Annotated in this window: 11 protein-coding genes and 1 pseudogene; 5 read left to right on the top strand and 7 right to left on the bottom strand. The window is 70.8% G+C overall.

What is annotated here, in order from left to right; all coding sequences use genetic code 11:
- Positions 1–99: 99 nt before the first annotated feature.
- From cobC to ACFVM3_RS39320, 4 genes are read right to left on the bottom strand one after another with little or no spacing between them, the layout of a single operon-like run.
- Complete coding sequence (gene cobC / locus ACFVM3_RS39335; protein WP_378444902.1) at positions 100–1,125, bottom strand: Rv2231c family pyridoxal phosphate-dependent protein CobC; 1,026 nt, start codon at positions 1,123–1,125, stop codon at positions 100–102.
- Complete coding sequence (locus ACFVM3_RS39330; protein ID WP_378444901.1) at positions 1,118–2,452, bottom strand: cobyrinate a,c-diamide synthase; 1,335 nt, start codon at positions 2,450–2,452, stop codon at positions 1,118–1,120. Before ACFVM3_RS39330 ends, cobC begins: the two co-directional genes overlap by 8 nt.
- On the bottom strand, positions 2,446–3,060 hold the full coding sequence (cobO, locus tag ACFVM3_RS39325; RefSeq protein WP_378444900.1) for a cob(I)yrinic acid a,c-diamide adenosyltransferase: 615 nt from the start codon (positions 3,058–3,060) through the stop codon (positions 2,446–2,448). The genes ACFVM3_RS39330 and cobO overlap by 7 nt, the downstream gene beginning before the upstream one ends.
- Entirely contained in the window at positions 3,060–5,021 is a 1,962-nt protein-coding gene (locus tag ACFVM3_RS39320) for a putative cobaltochelatase (RefSeq protein ID WP_378444899.1), read from the bottom strand. The genes cobO and ACFVM3_RS39320 overlap by 1 nt, the downstream gene beginning before the upstream one ends.
- Positions 5,022–5,080: 59 nt before the next feature.
- On the opposite strand from ACFVM3_RS39320, the gene cbiE reads away from it, so the two are divergent.
- The 5 genes from cbiE to ACFVM3_RS39295 are packed head-to-tail and all read left to right on the top strand — an operon-like array spanning position 5,081 to position 11,848.
- Positions 5,081–6,220, top strand: a complete 1,140-nt coding sequence (gene cbiE, locus ACFVM3_RS39315) for a precorrin-6y C5,15-methyltransferase (decarboxylating) subunit CbiE (protein WP_378444898.1) — start codon at positions 5,081–5,083, stop codon at positions 6,218–6,220.
- Positions 6,217–6,978, top strand: a complete 762-nt coding sequence (gene cobM / locus ACFVM3_RS39310) for a precorrin-4 C(11)-methyltransferase (protein WP_378444897.1) — start codon at positions 6,217–6,219, stop codon at positions 6,976–6,978. Before cbiE ends, cobM begins: the two co-directional genes overlap by 4 nt.
- On the top strand, positions 6,975–7,970 hold the full coding sequence (locus ACFVM3_RS39305) for a Gfo/Idh/MocA family protein (protein ID WP_378444896.1): 996 nt from the start codon (positions 6,975–6,977) through the stop codon (positions 7,968–7,970). The genes cobM and ACFVM3_RS39305 overlap by 4 nt, the downstream gene beginning before the upstream one ends.
- Positions 7,967–8,710 (top strand): cobalt-precorrin-6A reductase, encoded by a 744-nt coding sequence (locus ACFVM3_RS39300; RefSeq protein ID WP_378444903.1) that lies wholly within the window; start codon positions 7,967–7,969, stop codon positions 8,708–8,710. The genes ACFVM3_RS39305 and ACFVM3_RS39300 overlap by 4 nt, the downstream gene beginning before the upstream one ends.
- 33 nt (positions 8,711–8,743) lie before the next feature.
- Positions 8,744–11,848 carry an arabinosyltransferase domain-containing protein gene (locus tag ACFVM3_RS39295; protein ID WP_378444895.1) on the top strand — a complete coding sequence of 1,035 codons (3,105 nt, stop codon included), beginning with the start codon at positions 8,744–8,746 and terminating at the stop codon, positions 11,846–11,848.
- Between the two features lie 58 nt (positions 11,849–11,906).
- On the opposite strand, the gene helR is transcribed toward ACFVM3_RS39295, so the two are convergent.
- The 3 genes and pseudogenes from helR to ACFVM3_RS39280 form a co-directional block, all read right to left on the bottom strand.
- On the bottom strand, positions 11,907–14,084 hold the full coding sequence (gene helR / locus ACFVM3_RS39290; protein WP_378444894.1) for an RNA polymerase recycling motor ATPase HelR: 2,178 nt from the start codon (positions 14,082–14,084) through the stop codon (positions 11,907–11,909).
- A 433-nt stretch (positions 14,085–14,517) separates the two neighbouring features.
- Positions 14,518–15,780: a WD40 repeat domain-containing protein gene (locus ACFVM3_RS39285; protein ID WP_378444893.1), complete on the bottom strand. Its 1,263-nt coding sequence runs from the start codon at positions 15,778–15,780 to the stop codon at positions 14,518–14,520.
- 346 nt (positions 15,781–16,126) lie between these two features.
- A pseudogene (locus ACFVM3_RS39280) lies at positions 16,127–16,984 on the bottom strand (WD40 repeat domain-containing protein); the annotation flags it as partial.
- Positions 16,985–17,049: the final 65 nt, after the last annotated feature.

The following is a 17,049-nucleotide window of genomic DNA, read 5'->3' as shown; positions in this document are numbered from 1 at the left end:
CGCCACCCGAACATCCCGCGGCAACCAACGACGACGTATCCCAGCCACCACAACACCTCCACATCAGATGCTGCGACGACCACTAGAACCCAAGCGGTTCTAACCGTCCTTACCACTCACGACGACCGCGGCGAGTGCGGCCAGGAACGCGTCCACCGTCTCCCGGTCCCGCACCGCGATCCGCAGGTACCGCTCGTCCAGCCCCGGGAACGTGTCCCCCCGCCGGACGGCGAAACCGCGCTCCCGCAACCTTTCCCGGACCCCGTCGGCGCCAGGCAGCCGGACGAGCACGAAAGGCCCCCGAGGCTCCCCCAGCACCTCGACACCCAATGTGGTCAGGCCCGAAACCAGGTACTCCCGGTCCGCTTCCGCGGCCACCGCCAGCTTTTCGGCTTCCTCCAGCGCCTCGGGACGGCAGCACGCCACCACTGCGACGGCGGCGAGCGACGACACCGACCACGGGGGCTGGACCGCGCGCAGACTGTCCACAACGGACTCGTCAGCCAGCACGTATCCGGCGCGCAGGCCGGCGATCCCCCACGTCTTCGTCAGGCTGCGGAGAACGACGAAACCCGGTTGTCCCGCAACACTTTCGGTCTCGCCGGGGACGGCGTCGAGGAAGGCCTCGTCGACGACGACCAGGCGACCCGGGCGGCCCAGCGCGAGCAGGTCCGCGGCCGGGTGCAGCACGGACGTCGGGTTCGTGGGGTTGCCGACGAAGACCAGATCGGCTTCGTCCGGGACACCGCCCAGCCGGAAGCCGTCGTCGGGTGACAACAGCACCCGGTGCACGGGATGGCCTGCCGCGCGCAGAGCGGCTTCCGGTTCGGTGAACTGCGGATGCACGACGACGGCGTGCGACGGCCGCAAAGCCGTGGCCAGCAACGTGAAGGCCTCCGCCGCGCCGGAGGTCACCAAGACTTGGGACTCGGGCAGCGAATGCCGGGAAGCGACCGCGGCCGTGGCGGCGGTGACGTCCGGATAGGCGGCGAGATCGTCCAGGGCCGCCGCCAGTTCGGCGCGCAGCCACGCCGGCGGCACCGGGAGACGGACGTTGACCGCGAGGTCGACGAGACCTTCGCCGACCTCGCGATCGCCGTGATGCCAGAGGTCGTAATCAGCCATGGGCGTGCACCGCGGCGGCGAACCGTTCGGCGAGTTCGGGGTAGCCCGCCCAATGGACGTGCAGGTACGAGGCGTGCAGTGACGCCGAGGCGAAACCGTCGGGCGTGCGATCCCAGCCCCACGCCGGGGTCGGGCCGCTGCCGGGTTCGATGATCGTGCGGTGGAATTCGTGCCCGGTGACGCGTTGACCCGCGACCGCGAGCACGCTGTCTGCGGGCGAGAAAGCCTTGCGGTAGCCGAGTTTCCCGCGTTTCGTCATGGTGGCCGAGGCGTCGAGGACGCCGGTCATCGGTGTCCCGTCGATGTCCTGGCACAGGTACAGCAGTCCGGCGCACTCCGCCACGACGGGCATTCCGTCACCGACCGCCCGCGCGACCGCGGTCCGCAGCGGGGCGTTCGCCGACAGCTCTTCCGCGTGGACCTCGGGGAAGCCACCGCCGAAGTACAGCCCCGCGCAGCCTTCGGGAAGTTCCTTGTCCTGCAAAGGATCCACGTCGACGACGTCCACACCGGCGGCCGCGAGCAGCTCGACGGCCTCGGTGTAGCGGAAGGTGAACGCTGGACCGGCCGCCGCGGCGACCACCGAACGGCGTCCGTCATGCGAGAAGGGAGGTCGCCAAGGCTCCCCCGAAAGCCGCGAAGCCGATCGGGCGACCTGCACGATCGCGCCGAGGTCCACCCCCTCGCTGATCCATCCCGCCAGCTCCGGCAGCAGCCGTTCCGACTCGCTTGCCCGCTCCGCCGCCGGGACCAGGCCGAGGTGACGGCTGGGCGCGTGGATCTCTTCGTTGCGGTACAACGTTCCCAGCAGCGGGACGCCGGTCGCTTCCAGCGCCGTGACGATCTCGTCCGCGTGCCGTTGCGAGCCCAGCTTGTTCAGGATGACGCCGGCGAGCCGGACGCGCGTGTCGTACTGCGCGAACCCGAGCACGGTCGCGGCGACACTGCGCGACGCGGCCGAGGCGTCGACGACCAGCACGACCGGCGCGTCCAGCAGCCGCGCCACATGCGCCGTCGACGCGTACCCTTCGGTGCCCAGCGCACCGTCGAACAGGCCCATCACGCCTTCGATGACCGCGATGTCGGCACCGGCGGAACCGTGCCGCAGCAACGGGATCAGCCGATCCTCGCCCTGGAGGAACGGGTCGAGGTTGCGCGGGGGCCGCCCGGTGGCGAGGGCGTGGTAGCTCGGGTCGATGAAGTCGGGGCCGACCTTGTGCCCGGAGACCTTCAGCCCCCGCGCCCGCAACGCCGCCATCAGGCCCGCGGCGACCGTGGTCTTGCCGTGCCCCGAACCGGGCGCGGCGATGACCACGCGATTCACCATTCGATGCCTCGCTGGCCCTTTTGCCCGGCGTCCATCGGATGCTTCACCTTCGTCATCTCGGTGACCAGGTCCGCCGCCTCGATCAGCTCCGGCGGCGCGTACCGGCCGGTGATCACCACGTGCTGGTGCCCGGGGCGCGATGTCAGCGTCGAGACTACGTCGTCCACTTCGAGCCAGCCCCATTTGAGCAGGTAACTGAATTCGTCGAGCACGTAGAAGTCGTGGGTCTCGGCGGCGAGACGGCGTTTGATCTCGGCCCAGCCCTCACGGGCGTTCTCGGCGTGGTCCTCTTCGGAGCCGGACTTGCGCGCCCAGCTCCAGCCTTCGCCCATCTTGTGCCACTCGACCGCGCCACCCTGTCCGGTGTCGTCGTGCAGCTTGCCGAGGGCACGGAACGCGGCTTCCTCGCCGACGCGCCACTTCGCCGATTTGACGAACTGGAACACGCCGATCGACCAGCCCTGGTTCCAGGCGCGCAGCGCCATCCCGAACGCGGCCGTGGACTTGCCCTTCATCTCGCCGGTGTGCACGGCGAGCAGCGGACGGTTGCGACGCTGGCGGGTGGTGAGGCCGTCGTTCGGCACGGTTTCCGGTTTGCCCTGTGGCATTACGCCGCCCTTCCCGAGATACGCGTGCGGACGGCGCCCGCGAGGGTGTCCGCGGCGACTTCGGCGACCGGGACATGTTCCGCGCCAAGGTGTTCCGCCAATTCGGCGGCGAGCCCGAGCCGCATTTTCCCGCTCTCGCAGTCCATCACGATCGAGGTCACGTTCCCGGCCAGCAGCCCGGCCGCCTGTTTCGCGCGCTGGACGGCGTCGGCGCCACTGGTCGCGCGGCCGTCGGTGACGACCACGAGCAGCGGGCGCCGCAACGGGTCACGAACCGCTTCGATGCGCAGAACCCGCGCGGCCTCAAGGAGTCCTTCGGCCAGCGGCGTGCGGCCACCGGTCGCCAGACCGTCCAAACGGGACGCGGCGGCGTCCACGCTGATCGTCGGTGGGAGCGCGAGTTCGGCGCCGGAAGCACGGAAGGTCACCAGGCCCACCTTGTCGCGACGCTGGTAGGCGTCGAGCAGCAGCGACAGCACGGCGGTCTTGACCTCGCGCATCCGCTGCCGCGCGCCCATCGAGCCGGACGCGTCGACGCAGAACAGCACCAGGTTGCCCTCGCGTCCTTCCCGCCGCGCGAACCGGAGATCCTGGGGCCGCACCACGAGCCCGGCGCCGCTGCGGCCGCGGGACCGCTGATGCGGCGCGGCCGCGCGCACGGTCGCGAGCAGATGCGGATGCCCGTCCTTGGTCCCGGCGGGCTGGACGCCGATGGTCCGCCCGTTGTCGGTGATCGCCCTCGACCGCTGTCCGGCGGCACCCTCGCCGGTGCCCTTCACCTCGAAACGCCTGGCACGAAAGGCTTCCCCGGCGCCGACCGGCTTCTGGTCACCGCCTTGGCCGCCACCCGACGGCTCTTGGCCGCCTTCCGACGGCGGCGGGCCCGAGGTTTCGCCACCCTCCGGCGGGGCCCCCGAACCGGGACCATCGTCGTCGGGACCAGGACCTTCCGGCTCGGCGTCCTGGAGCGCCTGTTCCAGCTGCTCCTCGGAGATCCCGGGCGCGTCGAAGGGATTGCGGCGACGGCGGTGCGGCAGCGCGAGCCGGGCGGCGACCCGGACGTCGTCGGTGGTCACCTCGGTGCGCCCGGCCCAGGCGGCGTGCGCGACCGCGGTCCGCGCGGTCACGATATCCGCGCGCATCCCGTCGACCTCGAAGGACGCGCAGACCTCCGCGATCTGCCGCAGCGCGTCGTCCGGCAGTTTGACCGAAGGCAGAAGTCGTTGCGCCGCCTCGATGTCCGCGGCGAGTTCGGCGTCGGCCGCGGCGTACTGGCCGGCGAAACCGTCGGGATCCGCTTCGTAGGCGAGCCGACGGCGGACGACCTCGACCCGCAGTTCGGGATCCCGGCTCGACGCGACCTCGACGGTGAGCCCGAAGCGGTCCAGCAGCTGCGGCCGCAGTTCGCCTTCCTCGGGGTTCATCGTGCCGATCAGGACGAACCGGGCCGCGTGCGACACCGAGACACCCTCGCGTTCGACGGTCGCGCGCCCCATGGCGGCGGCGTCGAGCAGCGTGTCGACCAGGTGGTCGTGCAGGAGGTTGACCTCGTCCACGTACAGCAGCCCGCGATGCGCGGCCGCGAGCAGCCCTGGCTGGAAATCGGTGACGCCGTCCGCGAGCGCGCGTTCCAGGTTCAGCGAACCGATCACGCGGTCTTCGGCCGCGCCGACCGGCAGCTCCACGAGCCGCGCGGGACGGCGGTGCGCGGGCGAACCTTCGGCGTGCGGGCCATCGGGACAGGCCGGGTCGGGCTCGACGGGGTCGCAGGAGAACCGGCACGCGTCCACCACGTCGACGCCGGGCAGCAGACCGGCCAGCGCGCGCACCATCGTCGACTTCGCCGTGCCCTTCTCCCCGCGCACCAGCACCCCGCCGACGGCGGGCGAGATCGAGGAGAGCACCAGCGCCAGGCGCAGATCCGGCATCCCCACAACGGCGGTGAACGGGTACGGCTTCACAGCTCTCCTGTCGTCGACGACCTCCGGCCGATCATCGCATAGGAATTCCGTCATCTAACGTGACCGAGGTGCGCGAAAAATCACCCCTGACGGTCGTCGGGATCGGGGCCGACGGCTGGCCCGGCCTGTCCGAGTGGGCCAAGGAAGCACTGCTCGGCGCCGACGTGGTCGTGGGCTCGCCGCGGCAGCTCGCGTACCTGCCCGCCGGGATGAAAAGCGAACCCTGGCCGAGCCCGCTCCTTCCCGGCCTGGACGCCTTCCTCGCGGAGCGGGAAGGCCGCGTCTGCGTGCTGGCCAGCGGTGATCCCCTGCTGTCCGGCATCGGCACGACGCTGATCCAGCGCGGTTACGACGTCGAGGTCCTGCCCGCGCTCTCCTCGGTGACGCTCGCCCGCGCGAAGCTCGGCTGGTCGGCGGAGGAGACCGAAGTGGTCACTGTCGTCGGCCGCGCGATCAGCCGGGTGAACCGCGTACTCGCCCCCGGCCGGAAGATCCTCGTCCTCGGCGCGAACGCCGAAGACCTCCTTGACCTGCTCAAAGCCCGCGGTTACGGCAAAAGCCGCGTCACCGCGCTCTCCGACCTCGGCGGCCCGGAAGAGCGTGTCGGCCCCGGCACGCTGACCGTGTTCGCGATCGAGGCCGACGGACCCGCGCTGCCGCTGACCGGCCTTCCCGACGACGCCTTCGAGCACGACGGCCAGCTCACCAAACGCGACCTCCGCGCGTCCGCGCTGGCCAGGCTCGCGCCGACGCCCGGCGAACTGCTGTGGGACGTCGGCGCCGGCGCGGGCAGCGTCGGGATCGAGTGGTCCCGCGTGCATCCCCTGAACCGGGCGATCGCGATCGAGCGGTCGCCCGAGCGAGCCGCGCGCATCACCCGGAACGCGGACGCGCTCGGTGTCCCGGAACTCGACGTGGTGATCGGCGCGGCGCCGGAAGCACTCGAAGGGCTGAGCAAGCCGCACGCGATCTTCATCGGCGGCGGGCTGACCGTGCCCGGCGTCCTGGACGCCTGCCTGGCGACCGGCGCGCGGATCGTCGCGCACGGCGTGACCCTCGAATCCGAACAGGCCCTGGCCCGCGCGTACGGCGAACACGGCGGCGAGTTGATCCGCGTCGCCGTCGAACAGGCCGCGCCGCTGGGCGGATTCACCGGCTGGACCCCGGCGCGGGTCGTCACACAATGGAGCAAAGCGTGACAGTCCATTTCATCGGCGCGGGTCCCGGCGCGGCCGACCTCATCACCGTGCGGGGCCGTGACCTGCTCGGCCGCTGCGAAACCTGCCTGTACCCCGGCAGCATGACGCCCACAGCGCTCTTGGAGTACTGCCCGGACGACGCGGTGCTCGTCGACACCGCGAACCTCGACCTGCCCGCGATCGTCGAGCGCATGGTCGAGGCGCACGAGAAGGGCCACGAGATCGCGCGGCTCTGTTCCGGCGATCCGTCGATCTACAGCGCGGTCGCCGAGCAGATGCGCCGCCTCGACGCGGCAGGCGTTCCCTACGACGTCACGCCGGGTGTGCCCGCGTTCGCCGCCGCGGCCGCGTTGCTCAAGCGCGAACTGACCGTGCCCGAGGTCGGCCAGAGCCTGGTCATCACGCGCGCGCAGGCCCGATCCACGGCCATGCCACCGGGGGAAACGCTGGCGAACTTCGCGCGCACCGGCACCACCCTCGCGCTGCATCTCGCGATCAACCGCATCGAGCAAGTAGTCGACGAACTGCGGCCGTTCTACACCGACGACTGCCCGGCGGCGGTGGTGGCGCTGGCGAGCCAGCCCGGTGAGCAGGTGTTACGCGGGACGCTCGGCACCATCGCCGCACAGTCCCGCGAGGCCGGGATCAGCCGTGCCGCGATGATCTTCGTCGGGAAAGTCCTTGCCGCGGAAGGATTTCCCGACAGCTTCCTGTACTCGGCCACCCGTGATCGCGCCAACCAACCGGAGTCACTGTGAAGAACCTTCGCTGGGGCCTGCTGGCCGCCGGGACCATCGCCGCCGAGTTCGCGGCGGGTGTCGAAGAGAGCAAGCACGGTGTCCTGGAAGCCGTCGCCGCGCGATCGGGTGACCGGGCGGCCGAGTTCGCGAGCCGCTTCGAGATCCCGAAATGCTATGGCGCCTACGAAGACCTGCTCGCCGATCCGGACGTCGACGCGGTCTACATCTCGACGCCGCATCCGCTGCACGGCGAATGGGCGATCCGCGCGGCCGAAGCGGGCAAGCACATCCTGTGCGAGAAGCCGCTGACGATGTCAGTCACCGAAGCGGAGAAGGTCATCGAGGCGGCCCGCGCCAACGACGTCTTCCTCATGGAGGCGTTCATGTACCGGCTGCACCCGCAGATCCGGCGGCTGGCCGAGCTGATCTCCTGCGGCGCCATCGGCGAGGTCCGCGCGGTGGACGTCGCCTTCAGCTACAACTTCGCCGTCCCCCGGCTCACCGATCCCGCGCTGGGCGGCGGCGGGATCTTCGACGTCGGCTGTTACTGCACGTCACTCGCGCGGCTGGTCTCGCAGGCGGCGACCGGACAGGACGTCGTCGAGCCCGAAGAGGTGCTCGGGATGGCGAGGCTCGACGAGAACGGCGTCGACGAGGTCGCGTTCGGGCTCCTGCGGCTGCCCGGCGGGATCCTCGCGCAGCTGGCCTGCGGCTTCCAGCTCACGCAGGACGACCACATCCGCGTGTACGGCTCGGAAGGGCAGCTGTACGTGCCGAAACCGGCGTGGATCCACGAAATGCGCAAGCCGAAGGCGTCGCAGATCGTCCTCACGCCGGAGGGCGGCGAGCCCGAGGTGATCGAGGTCGAAGCGACTCAAGGCCTCTTTGCTCGCGAGGCCGACCACGTCGCCGCGCACCTCGAAGACCGGCAAGCACCCGAACTCACCTGGGCGGAGACGCTCGCGAACCTGCGCACGCTGGAACGGTGGCGCGCGGCCGTGACGCGATGAAGCTGCTGATCCTGGGCGGCACCGGCGAAGCACGCGAGCTCGCGAAGGAACTGGTGGCGCACGGCGAGCACGTCGTGTCCTCACTCGCGGGCCGCGTCGCGCGGCCGAAGCTGCCTGAGGGCGAAGTCCGCGTCGGCGGCTTCGGCGGCCCGGCTGGCCTCGCGCGCTGGCTGACCGAGAACGACGTCGACGCGGTGATCGACGCCACGCATCCCTTCGCCGAACGCATCGGCTCGAACGCGGCCATCGCCACGCGGGAAACGGGCACGCCGTTGCTCAGGCTCGCCCGGCCCGGCTGGACCGAACAGCCCGGCGACACCTGGCACTGGGCCGACGACCTCGACCACGCCGCGAGGCTGCTCCCGGCACTCGGCGAACGCGTGTTCCTGACCAGCGGACGTCAAGGGCTCGCCGCCTTCGCCGGACTGGAACTCTGGTTCCTGATCCGCTGCGTCGACCCGCCCGAGCCGCCGCTCCCCCGCCGTCACGAAGTCCTGCTGGACCGCGGGCCGTACACGGTGGAGAAGGAACGCGCGCTCATGACGCGGCACTGCGTCGAGGTCGTCGTCACCAAGGACAGCGGCGGCGAGATGACCGCGGCGAAGCTCACGGCGGCCCGCGGGCTCGGCCTCCCGGTGGTCGTCGTCCGCCGGCCCGAGCGGCCGGAAACGGCAAGCGTAACGACAGTTCAGGACGCTCTAACCTGGTTGAGCGGCACGGCGAAGGGCAGCCCTGCGTAAGCCGTTCGGACCAGACCCGTTAGCGTTGCGCCGATGCGTCTGATCGCTGTCACGCTGGGGTTGCTGTCCGCCTTGTGCGCATTGGCTTTCCCCTTCCTGCCGGTGGTGCAGGACACAGCGGAGGTCGTCTGGCCAACGGGCGGCGACACCCGCTCCGTCAACGCGCCCTTGACCGGGTACTGGGCACAGGACCTGCGCGTCGACCTGCCGTGCACGACCGTCCGGTCGCTCGACGCGCGCTCGCAGGGCCAGGCGCTCTTGTTCTCCACCGTGCCCGACGGCCGCACCGACCCGCGCGCGGGCAAGGGCGTCGGCCTGCAGCTGCGGATCGACAACGGCGTGCTGCTCGCCTCCAGCCAGGGTCAGCAGATCGTGCAGCAGCCCCTCCCGGAACAGAACTGCGACGTCAAGCTCCGTGCGGACGCGAACCAGATGACGGTGACCGTCGCCGAGACCGTGGTGTTCCACGCCGAGGGCGACGTCCGGCCGCGCCTGGTCGGGATCTACTCGTCGATCAACGCGGGCAAGGACCCGATCGCCGGCCTGCACGTCTCGGTCGTCCCGGACACCCGCTACCAGACCTCGCCGACCGTGTGGAAGTGGATCATCGGCGTCATCGCGGCACTGTCGTTCATCGGCTGCCTGATCGCGGTGTGGCGGATGGACTCCGGCTTCGCCCGCCGCGCGCCGCGCTGGGCGCCGGTCGGCTGGTGGCGGCTGACCGCCCGAGACGCGACGGTGATCGTCGCGCTCGGTGCTTGGGTCTTCATCGGCCCGGTCACCTCGGACGACGGCTACATCCTCACGATGTCGAGAGTGGCCGAAGAGACCGGCTACCTGACGAACTACCACCGGTGGTTCGGGGTCGCCGAGGCCCCGTTCGGCTGGTTCTACCACGTGTACCAGCTGATGGCGCACGTCAGCACGGTGCCGCCGTGGATCCGGCTCCCGTCGTTCCTGCTCGGCGTGCTGAGCTGGCTGCTGATCAGCCGCGAGGTCATGCCGCGCCTTGGCACGCAGGTCCGCACGAGCCGCGCCGCCGGCTGGGCCGCCGCCGCGGTCTTCCTGGTCTGGTGGATGCCGTTCAACAACGGTGTCCGGCCGGAACCGGTCGCCGCGCTGGGCTCGCTGCTGGCGATCTGCGCCGTCGAACGCGCACTGGTGACCCGCCGTCTGCTGCCGCTGTGCCTCGGGCTGACCGCGGCCGGGTTCACCCTGGCCGCGACGCCGACCGGGCTGATCGCGGTCGCGCCGTTCCTGGTCGCCGCGCGCCCGCTGTACAAACTGGTCCGCCAGCGCGCCGAGAACGGCTGGCTCCCGGTGCTCGCGCCGGTGCTGGCCGCCGGGCTGCTGGTGCTGGTCGTGGTGTTCGCCGACCAGACCTTCGCCACCGTGCAGGAGGCGACCCGGATCCGCACCCTGGTCGGCCCGAACCTGTCCTGGTTCCAGGAACTCGCGCGCTACCAGCTGCTCTTCGAAAGCCTGCCGGACGGCTCCGTGCCACGCCGGTTCCCCGTGCTGCTGGTGCTGCTGTGCACCGGGACCTGCCTGGTGGTGCTGCTGCGCCGCGGCCGGATCCCCGGCGCCGCGCTCGGCCCCAGCCGCCGCCTGATCGGCACGGTCGCGCTGTTCTTCCTGCTGCTGGCGCTGACCCCGACCAAGTGGACGCACCACTTCGGCGCGTTCGCCGCGGTCGGCGCGGCCATGGCGGCGTTGACGGCGCTGGCGACCAGTTCGACGGTGCTGAGGTCCAGGCGCAACCGCGCCGCGTTCCTCGCCGGGCTGCTCGTGGTCGGCGCGCTGGCCGCGACCGGGCCCAACTCGTACTGGTTCGTCTCGAAACTCGGTGTGCAGTGGACCGCCGTGGCGCCGTCGATCGGCGGGATCCCACTGTCGACGATCCTGCTGATCGCGGCCGCGATCTCCGGGGTGTACGCGTTCGTGGAGAACGTCCGCGCGCACCGGCCCGGTCTCCAGGCGGGACCACAGGAGGGGCGGAGCCGGTCACTGCGGCTCGGTTCGCTCTCGCTGGTGGTGGTCTGCGGTCTGATGGCCACGGGTGAGTTCGTCAGCATGGCGTGGGCGATCCACAACCAGTCGGGCTCCTACAGCCTCGGCGCCGCGAACTTCGGGCACCTGTTCGGCAAGAGCTGCAACCTCTCCGACCACGTGATGGTGGAACGCGACGCCGCGACCAGCATCCTGCGCGCCCAGCCCGAACAGCGGACGGTGCCGGTGAAGAAGGAGGAGCCGCCCGCCGGGCAGACTCCGCCGCCGCTGCCCGATCCGGAGCAGGACAACGGCCGCGTGCAGACCGGTTTCCACACCCGTGCGATCGACGACAAGGACCCGCTGGCCGAGCCACCGCACGGGTTCAAACCCGACGAAGTCCCGATGTGGAGCAGCTTCCTCGACCCCGAAACGCGGGCCGGACGGCTGCGCAGCGACTGGTACGCCCTCGCCGAGAAGCCCGCCGACGGCCAGATCGTGGTCGCCACCGCGGGCGCGGCCCGGCGGCCGACGTCGGTGAGCCTCGACTATGGCGTCAACACCAGCGAAGGCGTGAAGGTCGTCCGCAGCCAGTTCGTGCTGCCGCCGGGCGCCGGGACCAACGGCTGGAACGACACCCGGATCAACCTGCGCGACCTTCCCGCAGAGACGACGTCCGTGCGGATCAACATCGTCGACAACGACCTCACCGAGGACGGCTGGATCGCCGCGTCCGCGCCGCGTGTGCCGACGTTCACCACGCTGACCGAGAAGATCGCGGGCAAGCAGGTGTACGTCGACTGGCCGGCGTCGTTCGTCTACCCGTGCGTGCAGCCGGTGACCTCGCACGACGGCATCTCGAAGATGCCCGACTACCGGATCACCGCCGGCGCCGTCGCCGACGAGGCGAACTGGGCGTCCAGCACCAACGGCGGCCCGATCGGCTGGCTCGAAGAGGTCGCGGCCGAACCCGAGGTGCCCAGCTACCTGATCGGCCAGCCGAGCCAGTCCTGGGGCCAGCTCCTGCAGGTGGAACCGTTCACCGAGGGGATCGCGCCGACGATCGTCCACGGCGAGAAGGTCGTCCCCGGCTGGTGGTCGCCGGGTCCGGGTCCGCGGCAACCGAACGGCAAGGACCCGACGCGCTGAGTGGGCTGAAAGCGTCCTTCACCGCATCCGACGCGGTGAAGGACGCTTTCGTCGCGTCTCATGCGGGGAAAGCGTCCTTCAGCGCCTCCGGGAGCGGGCCTTCGTGCAGGACGCCGAGCCGCTGCGTAGCGCGCGTGAGCGCGACGTAGAGCTCAGCGGCACCGCGCGGGCCGTCGGCGAGGATCCGCTCCGGGTCCACGACGAGGACGGCGTCGAACTCGAGCCCCTTCGTCTCCGACGCGGGCACGGTGCCCGGCACCCAGGGCGGGCCGATCACGACGCTGGTGCCTTCGCGCCCGGCTTCGTCCTTGACGAACTCCTCGATGGCGCCCGCCAGCGAATCCGCGTCGACCTGCCGCGCCCACGGCCGGACCCCGTTGGACCGGACCGATTCCGGCGCCCGGACCTCGGGCGCGAACTCGGCGAGCACCGACGCGGCGACGGCCATGATCTCCGCCGGGGTGCGGTAGTTCACCGTCAGCGACCGGTAGACCCAGCGGCCCGGCACGTACGGCTTCAGCATCGCGTCCCACGATCGTGCCCCAGCCTCGGATCGACGCTGCGCCAGATCGCCGACCACGGTGAAGGACCGGTTGGGACAGCGCCGCATCAGCACCCGCCAGTCCATTTCGGACAGTTCCTGCGCCTCGTCGACCACGACGTGCCGGTACGTCCAGTCCCGGTCGGCGGAGGCGCGTTCGACGAGGCTGCGGGTGTCGTGCTCCACGAACCGGTCGGCGAGTTCGTCGGCGAAGAGCAGGTTCTCTGCCGACAGCATGACGTCCTCGTCCATCTCCTCGCGGTCGAGCTTCATCGTGTCGAGCACACCCTCGGCGTACTCGGCCTCGGCCTTCTTCTCCCGCGCGAGCGCCTTCTCCGCCGCCTCGTCCGCGGCCTTGTCGCGACCGAGCAGATCGACGAGTTCGTCGAGCAGCGGCATGTCCGACACCGTCCACGCTTCGCCGTCGGCACGCAACAACGCCTGGTCGGCGCCCGCCGCGCGAAGCCGCTCCGGGGACGAGAGAAGCGAGCCCAGCAGGCTTTCGGGTGTCAGGATCGGCCAGAGTTCGTCGAGCGCGGTGGTGAACGTCTCGCTCTCCGCCAGTTCCTTGAGCAGGTCCTTCCGCAGTCGCTCCCATTCGTCGCGGTCGTCCCGGCTGAGCCAGCCGCGGCCGATCCGCGCGATCGCCCGCTCGGTCAGGACGTACGTGACGATGTCGGTGAACGTCCTCCGCGCCTCGTTGTGCGGCAGACCGCTCTTGCGCGCCTCGTCCCTGGCCCATTCCGCGGTCTCGGCGTCGATCCGCACGGTGACGTCGGCGAGGTCGATCAGCACCGGCTCCTCCGGCAGCCGCTGGCGATCGGCGACGGCGGCCTTGAGGACGTCCAGCATCTTCAGCGAACCCTTGAGCCGGGTGGCTTCCGGGCCGTCCTCGGCGGTGACGTGCTTGCCGGGCACGAAATCCCCGGTGGTCATGAACACCACGTCGGTCTCGCCCAAGGACGGCAGGACCCGGCCGATATGGTGCAGGAACGCCGGATTCGGCCCGACCACGAGCACACCGTGGCGTTCCATCCGCTCGCGCTGGGTGTAGAGCAGGTACGCGACGCGGTGCAGCGCCACCACGGTCTTCCCGGTGCCCGGCCCGCCCTCGATCACCAGCACGCCGGGGTGCTCGTGCCGGATGATCTCGTCCTGTTCGGACTGGATGGTCGCGACGATGTCGCGCATTCCCTCACCGCGCGGCGCGTTGACGGCCGCGAGCAGCGCCGCGTCGCCCTCCGCGTCGCCGCCGGGACGGCCGAACACCTCGTCGGTGAAGCCGAGCAGTTCGCGTCCGTGCGTGTGGAACTGACGGCGGCGGCGCATCTTCTCCGGCGTCGCGGCGGTCGCGGTGTAGAACGGGCGGGCGGCGGGCGCCCGCCAGTCGAGCAGCACCGGTTCGTAGTCGTTCTCCTCGTCGAAGAGCCCGATGCGGCCGATGTACGACGTCTCCGCCGCGAGACTGTCCAGCCTGCCGAAGCACAGACCGTTGTCGACGACGTCCAGCCGCCGCGACTCCCTGGCCAGCGCGCGCACCTCGACGTCGCGCTCCATGGCCGTCCCGCCGGTTCCGCCCAGCGCCGCCTGGAACTCCCCCTTCACCCGCGCGCGTTCGGCGTCCAGCCGCGTGTAAAGCCCGGCGACGTATTCGCGTTCGGACCGCAGCTCTTCTTCATGACCCTGAGTTGACACAGACTCCCATTTCGCCCGGTTTCGGCTACGGCGAGTGAGTCTGAGGCATGACCGGGGTCTTGTGGCAAGTCCCCCTATGCGCTATATGTTTATTACGGAGGGAGTTACCTTCGTTCACTTTTCGGCCCCGTCGGGCCATCTGCCCAGCTTCCGCACAGCGTTCTGTCGAGCCTCAGGGCAGGGGCAGCATGTTGCGAAAGTGGCTTTCGCAACCACCAACGTTGCGAAAGTGGCTTTCGCAACGTCACCGAAGGCGGGCAGCGCCGGCGACCGACCGGACGGCACTGAAGGCCCAGCCGAGCCCAGCCCATGTCGCGAAAGCCACTTTCGCGACCTGTGATGTCCCGAAAGTGGCTTTCGCGACACCTTCGAGGCAAGGCGCACCGAAACCCGACCGGTCATCCTTTGTGGACAGTTTCCGGGCGGGCAGCCCTCATCCGCACGGCGGCGCGTACTCCAGCCCCGGGAAGTACCTCTCCCACTCTTCCCTCGTGATCCTCGGCGTCGCCAGACGACAGATCTCCTCGCTCACGCGGTCCGGGTTCGTCTGCCACAGCTGGACACCACTGCTGCCGATCGCGAGCGTATGCCCGTCGTCCCGGTACACCAGCGAGTTGACTGTCGCCGCGAAACCGGTGAGCTGCGCCTTCTCCACCGGGTTCCGCGGATCGGCGACATCCCAGACGCGCACCGTCCGGAACGCCGAAGCCGCCAGTTCCCGGCCGGACGGGCCGAACGCGAGATGCCCGACGCCTTCGGGATTACCGCCCAGTTTCGCCAGCCGCACGGGACGCGCGCGATCCGCGATGTCCCACAGGTAGACGTTCCGGTCACCGCTGCCCGCGGCGACCGTGCGGCCGTCCGGGCTGACGGCCGCCTTGAACACGGCTCCGGCGTCGGGCCGCAGGGTCGACACCAGCCCGGGCAGCCGGGGATCGGTGACGTCCCACAAGGTCACCGAGGACGAGTCCGGACCTTGAGCCGCCACGAGCGTCCGCCCGTCCGGGGTGAACGCGAGCGACCACACGGTGCCGTCGCCGACCGGGAGGACCCGGGGCTCGGCGAACCGCCGGGGATCGCCGACGTCCCAGAGCTGAACCGGCCCGTCGTCGTGGCCGGAGGCGAAGGTCTTCCCGTCGGGGCTGAACGCGAGCGAGTACGTGGGTTTCACCTCCGTCGACGCCAGCAGCCGCGGCGCCACGGGATCGGCGATGTCCCAGCGCTGGAGCAGGAACCTCCCGGGCACCCCGGCACCGTCGTGCGTCGCGAGCGCGAGGCTTCGCCGGTCGGGGCTCAGCGCGACGGCGGTGACGGTGGCCGGGCCTGGGAGTTTCGCGAGCTGGCGCGGGGCGCGGAGATCGTCCATCGCCCAGAGCCGTACGTCGTCCCCCGCGGTGACGAGGATCCGCCCCTGTTCGGTGAACGTGCCGGCGTTCCAGCCCGCGCTCGAAGCCAGCGCCAGTTCGCCGACGTCCTGCAGCCGGACCGTCCGGTCGTCGCTGGCGGACACGATGGTCTTGCCGTCCGGGGAAAAGCCCGCCCACCAGATGGCGTTCGTATGCCCCGAAAGCGGCGGCAGTTCCTTCGCCGGACCCGTGACGTCCCAAAGCCGCACGGACTGGTCGTCCCCCGCGGTCACCACCAGCCTGCCGCTCGGGCTGAACCCGGCCGCCCAGACCACGGCCGGGGTGGTCAACGTCGACAGCGGCCGCGGCGCCGCCGGATCGGCGACGTCCCAGAGTTTCGCCGTGCGGTCCCAGCTGGTGGAGCAGCCGCCGCCCGTCCGGGCTCCACGCCGGGGTGAGCTGGAGGTCCTTGTGTCCGGAAAGGACAGAGCGCCGCCGTGGCGCCGACGGTGCGGTGACGTCCCAGAGTTCCGCCGTCCAGTTCGTGCTCGTGACCGCGAGCATCGTGCCGTCGGGATTGAACACGGCGCGTTCGAGTTCGGGAGCCGGGATGCCGCCGAGGGGTTTCGGCGCGCCGAGGTCGCCGACGTCGGTGAGCAGGACGGCGCGGTCGACGGAACCCGTGGCGATGCGGCGGCCGTCCGGGCTGAAATCGAGGGAGAGCAACGTGTTCCGATGCCCGGTGACGTCCGCCTTCCGCACCGGGTTCCGCGGATCGGCCAGATCCCACAGCCGGACACGGTGGTCCCGGGTGGCGGTCGCGAGCGCCCTCCCGTCGCGGCTGAACGCCAGCGGGCCGCGCACCTCCTCCGAGCCGAGCAGCGTCGCCAGGAGCGCCGGATGCCGCGAGTCGGCGATCGACCACACCTGCGTCGCCCGGTAGGAATCCGAGGTGATCATGAGCTGCCCGCTCAACGCGACGGTGACATCGCCGGGATCGAAGACGATCCGGGTGGCGAACGGCGCAGCCATGGACGCGAGCAGGCCGTCATGGGTCTCCCGGATCGGAGCGAGCCGGTACGCGGCGAGGCTGAGCTGCGTCGACAGCGCCGGGTTCGAGTCCCGCAACGCCTTCGCGTCGACGACGGCCTTGCGCGCGAGTGCCACGTTCCGCTGGTCGGTGGCGGTCCGCCCGGCGTCGACGGCGTATCCGACGGCGACGCCCGCCAGGAGCAGCAGGACGCCCAGGAGCGCCACAAGTCTTCGCAGCCTCCGCGTCCGCTTGCGACCGACAGCGGTCTCCTCGGCTTCGGCGTCCAGCCCGGCCTGGAGGAACTGCCGCTCGCGCGCGCTCAGCGCTTCCGGCTCCCGCTCCGCCCATTCGGCCGCGAGACCCAGCCGCGTGCCCCGGTACAGGCTGCCCTTGTCGCGATCCAGCGACTCCCACAGCTCGGTCGCTTCGGCGAGCTGACGATGCAGACGGTGTCCTTCGCGGTCCTCCGCGAGCCAGTCGCGCAGCCGGGGCCAGCCGCGGATCAACGCTTCGTGGGCAATCTCGACACTGTCGCGGTCGAGGACGAGCAGACGCGCGTCGGCGAGGCGTTCGAGGACCTCGGTGG

Origin of the sequence: Amycolatopsis sp. NPDC057786 (assembly GCF_042797905.1) — a bacterium.
Taxonomy (GTDB): Bacteria; Actinomycetota; Actinomycetes; order Mycobacteriales; family Pseudonocardiaceae; genus Amycolatopsis.
Note: the sequence above shows the minus strand (reverse complement) of the source record. Positions and strands in the feature narration are given on the sequence as shown.